This is a genomic window from Mycobacterium sp. TH-M106 (assembly GCF_057473765.1).
Genome location: NZ_JBYCLE010000262.1, coordinates 1 through 4,657, shown reverse-complemented (window position 1 = coordinate 4,657; position 4,657 = coordinate 1). Strand labels below are relative to the sequence as shown.

At 70.5% G+C, this 4,657-nt stretch carries 2 protein-coding genes; both read right to left on the bottom strand.

Going from position 1 to position 4,657, the window contains the following annotated elements; translation table 11 throughout:
- A partial coding sequence (locus tag AC2VOP_RS09005; RefSeq protein WP_486960638.1) for an arabinosyltransferase domain-containing protein occupies nt 1-2,080 on the bottom strand: 2,080 nt, incomplete at its 3' end.
- The coding region (locus AC2VOP_RS09000) for an arabinosyltransferase (RefSeq protein ID WP_486960637.1) at nt 2,077-4,657 on the bottom strand (2,581 nt) is incomplete at its 5' end. The genes AC2VOP_RS09000 and AC2VOP_RS09005, both read right to left, overlap by 4 nt.

The following is a 4,657-nucleotide window of genomic DNA, read 5'->3' as shown; positions in this document are numbered from 1 at the left end:
CCACCATCGACGCGACGAACACCGCCACCATGAACCCGGCCGCGACCGGGACGGGTGCGGCGGTCAACGCCCGGGCCACCCGGCCCTCGCCGGCCGCACGCGGGGCGAAGTGCAGCCACGCGGTGTAGACCGCGGCGATCGCGAACAGGATGAAAAACATGGTGCTAACCGTGATCGGCCCGACGCGCGGTTTGGTGGAGTTGAACGGCACGCCGTAGCTGGAGACGTACCACCAGCCGTTGGTGGTCGACCAGCACAGCGCCAGCACAAACAGCAGGGCGGTCAGAAACGCCATCCGGTTGCGCGACCAGCGCAGCACGTCATGCGACACCAAAACGGTCGCCAACGCAGCCATTGCTGCGGCGACCGCGGCGAACAGACCGAAGTGGTGCACCCATTTGGTGGGGGTGAACATCAAGAAGAACATGGTGCCGAAGATCACGCCCATCAACCGCCACGCCGGGCCGCGGGCCACCCCGGGAATCCTCTTGCGTCGCAACATGATGAACATCGCGGTGAACAAACACAGTGCGGTGATCAAAAAGCCGAACCGCCGCGACAGCGAGCCGTCGACGGTGGGCAGGATCAGGTAGTAGTAGCGCAGGTTCTCGGTGTACCAAGCCTGGCTGGGTCCGATCGCACTGCGAATCCGGGTGGCTTCGACGACAGCGCGCAGGGTCTGGTCGGCGAAGACCACGGTCAGGATCACGAAGCCGGCCGCCAGCAGCGGAGCCACCAGCGGCCAGGTGCCGACTTGGCGGTGCCGGCGCACCAGAATCCGCAGGATCGGGCGGCCGCCGGCTACCAGCGCGGCCACCGCGATCAATCCGGTGGGCTGGATGCCGAGGGTGAACGCGGCGCAGACCACCGCCAGCGCGGCCGGGGTCATCCGCCCGGCGATCATCGCCCGCTCGATCAGCACGTAGGTGATCAGCGACCCGGCCGCGATGATCGGCTCCGGCCGCAGCCCGTTGTTGAACGGCATCCACGCCGCCAGCAGCACCGTCGCCGCCGCCCACAGCGCGGCGCGGCTCGACGACACCGCCGGGCCGAACCGGGGCAGCACCTCACGGGAGAGCAGCAGCCAACACACCAGCCCGGCGATCAGGTCGGGGAGCCGGATCCAGATGCTGGCGTCGCTGACCCGCGTCATCAACGCCAGCAGGTTGTAGTACCAGCCGAACGGGTCCTCGGGGCTGCCGAACCAGCGGAAGTAGTTGCTCATGTAGCCGGCGTGCCCGGCGACACGGGCCATGCCCAGCACGTAGCCGTCGTCGGAGGAGTTGGCGCCGATCACGTGCCAGGCCAGAAAGGCGAAGATCACCGTGGCGTCGGCGACGGTGAAGAATCGCCACCGGGCGGGGATCAGGCTGCGCAGGCCGCCCGGCCGCAACGGCCTAAGGAGGCGCAGGGCGCGTGAACTCCGCCCGTCGGTCCGGTCCAGCCGCCACAGCGCGACCAGTGCGACGACGGTGGCGACGATCGCACCGATGATCGCGGCCAGTTTCAGCGCGGTCGGCCTGGTGGAGAACCGGGTGTCGATGTCGGCGGCCAGTTCCAACCCCGCCGGGGCCGGGCCCGTCAGGTCGGTGAACACCCCGACGATCTGCGGGCGCAAGTTGGGATCGGCCCAGCCGGACCGTTCGGTCAGCCCGACGAACGTGGCGAAGGTGCCGGCGTGCGACGAGGTGATCTCGATGTGTGAGCACTGCGGCGACTCCACTTGTGCGCGCGGCACGCTGGCCAGCACCACGTTGCGGTCGGTGACGTCCACCCGCTGCCCGGTGACGGTGACGAACAACCCCTGCAGCGCGGCGTCCTTGCCCTTCGCCGGCGCGGTGCCCAGCAGCAGCCCGCCGTCCGGCGGCAACGAGCGCACCGCCCCGCACGGCGCGGTGACCGTCATCCGCACCGGGGTCAGCGAGATCAGCGGCGCTGTCACGTTGGTCAGTTGCCCGTGCTGCGGCCAGTTCAACGTCGCGGTGGTCTGCACCACCGGCAGCAGCGGAGTGGCTACCGACAGCACGAAGCCGGCCAGGCCGGCGATGGCGGCCACCCGTCGGCTCACTGCGGAGGTCATGGGAGGGCCCGGATCGGTCCGGGCCGGCTCCAGCCCATGGCGGTCACGGCGCCCTGCTCGACGACGGCGTCGGGTGCTTCCCCGGCGGGAACCAGCCGGTGGTAGGCCTCCACCGAGCCCCAGTCGCGGTACCAGTCGCCGCGCAGATAGGTCGGGATCGTCGAGGTCCACAACATCGCCTGGGTGACCAGGAACGGCCCGCCGTCCTCGCTGGCCTCCCACAGGTTCGACGACGACGCGGTTTGTTTGTGATCCGGCAGGATGCGGTACTCCGGCAGCTCGGCCACACCGAGATGTTCGGTGAACGGCCGCTGGCACGGGAAGTTCGCCGCGGTGGCGATGTCGAGCAGCACCGGGGTCTGCGAGCCCATCAGCTGTTGAATGGTCTTTGTCACCGGCACCCGCGGCGGGGTGAACGCGAGCCACTGCTCGGTGGAGAGGTTCGGGTCGGCCGCGACGACGCGGACGACGTCGGTACCCGGCGGCGCCCACGCCAGCGGGAAGCGCAGGTTGCGCCAGGCGTTCTGCGGGCCGATGTCGATCGGCTCCACCTGGCCGAGCGCCTGGATTTCGCCGTCCGGCCCGGTGCTGCCCCACTGGAGTTTCAGTGGTTGCCCGTAGCTGAGTTTGCCGTCCTCTTCGTGCGACCAGATCGCGCCGGCGGCCGCCACCACTACGATCGGTGCGCGGTCGGGGGCCGGGGCCGGCAGCCCGTACCACACCGAGGTGGCGTGTGCGGCGATCTGTTCCTTGTAGCTGCCCAGCACCGGGGTGACCGCCGGGTCCAGCTGGTAGGGCAGCGCCACCCGGGACCCGTTGACCCCGGCCGGCGCGTCCGGGGGGAGTCGTCCGCCGGCGGTGCCGGCGGAGTCGCTCTCGGAGGCGCTGGGCTTGTTCGGCGACGCATCGGAATTGACGACGCCGGGTTTGGCGATGACGGCAAGCGAGGACAGGTCGTCGTCGACGGCGTTGGGGTCAAAACCCACCGGGTCGACACCGCCGAGCGGGCCTGCCGGACCGTAGTGCTGACCCGGAACCGGTTGCAGCAGGCCCACATTGGGGTCCGGCTCGGCGAGCACGTCGTCGGCCATCGCGCAGCTGGTGGGTGCCAGCCCGGATGCCAGTGCGGCCAGGTTGGCTTTGGCAGTGGTGTAGAGCGGGTAGCGGCCCGCAGCGCCCTTGGCCATCGAGCCGACCTCCAGCAGCACCATCAGCGTCGCTACCACCAGCAGCGGTGTGGATGCCAGAATCCGGTTTCGACGGGTGTCGGCCACCTCGGTGTGTCCGGCGTAGTCCAGCCGGAAGTGCTGCCAGGCGGCCAGCAGGCCGGTGCCGATCGAGGCCGCCAGCAGCATCGTCGTCACCGGGCGGCCGGCGATCACCGGTGCGATGTCGAACCACGGCACCCCGTAGTTGCCGACGTAGAACCAGCCGTTGACGCCCGAGGTGGCCCAGGCCAGCAGGAACAGCAGCGCGGTCACATACAGCGACAAGTTGCGCCGGCTGTGCAGCCCGATCCGGGCGAAGGTGAACGCGGTGAGTGCGCCCAACGCGCCGGCCAGCCCGGCGAACGCGCCGAACTGCACGGCCCACTTGGTCGGGGTGAACGTCAGCAGCAGCAGCCCCACCGCGCAGGCGCCGATCAGCCGCCAGGCCGGACCGGTGGCCACCCCGGGCACCCGCCCGCGCCGCAGCAGCGCCGTCAGCATGGCGAACAGGCAGAACACCATGACCAGCACGGCGAAGCGGCGGGTCATCGACCCGTCGACGTTCTCCTCGACCGTGAGGAAGTAGTAGCGCAGGAACTCCTGATACCAGGCGATCGTCGGGCCGACGACGTACTTGATCCGCGCCGACTCGGCCACCGTCGCCAGCGTCTGCGACCGGAACGCCACGACGGTGATCACCGAGGCCGCTGCGGCCAGCACCGCCAGCGGCGCGAGCAGGCCGTCGCTGGCCCGGCGCCGCTTGATCACCTCTGCGATCGCCCGGGCGCCGGTGAGCAGCGGGGCCACCGCGATCAGCCCCTGCGGCGCCAGCGTCGCGGCCAGCGCGGCGATGACGATCGCGACCGCGGCCGGGGCCAGCCGCCGGGTGGCGATCGCGTTCTCCACCAGCACCCAGGTCGCCATCGTGCCCAGCGCGATCAGCGGCTCGGGCCGCAGTCCGTTGTCGAACGGCAGCCAGGCCGCCAGGAACATCGCACCCGCGGTCGCGACCGCCACTCGGTTGGCGGCCAGGCCGTTGCCGGCCTGCGGGCCCAGCCGAGGCAGCACGCAGCGGCTGATGATCAGCCAGCAGGCCATCCCGGCGGCGGTGGCCGGCAGCCGCATCCACACCCCGGCGGTGCTGACGTCGGCCAGGCGCGCCAGCAGCGACGGATACCAGTCGAACGGGGCTTCCGTCGTCCCGAAGAACCGGTAATAGTTGGCCACATAGCCAGCTTTCGGCGCGATCCGGGCGATGGTGAGGTTGTAGCCGTCGTCCGACGAGGTGGCGCCGATGAGGTGCCACACCGCCAGGGTGGCGATGACGCCGGCGTCGGCGAGCCAGGTCGCTGCGCCGGCTTTGGCCCAG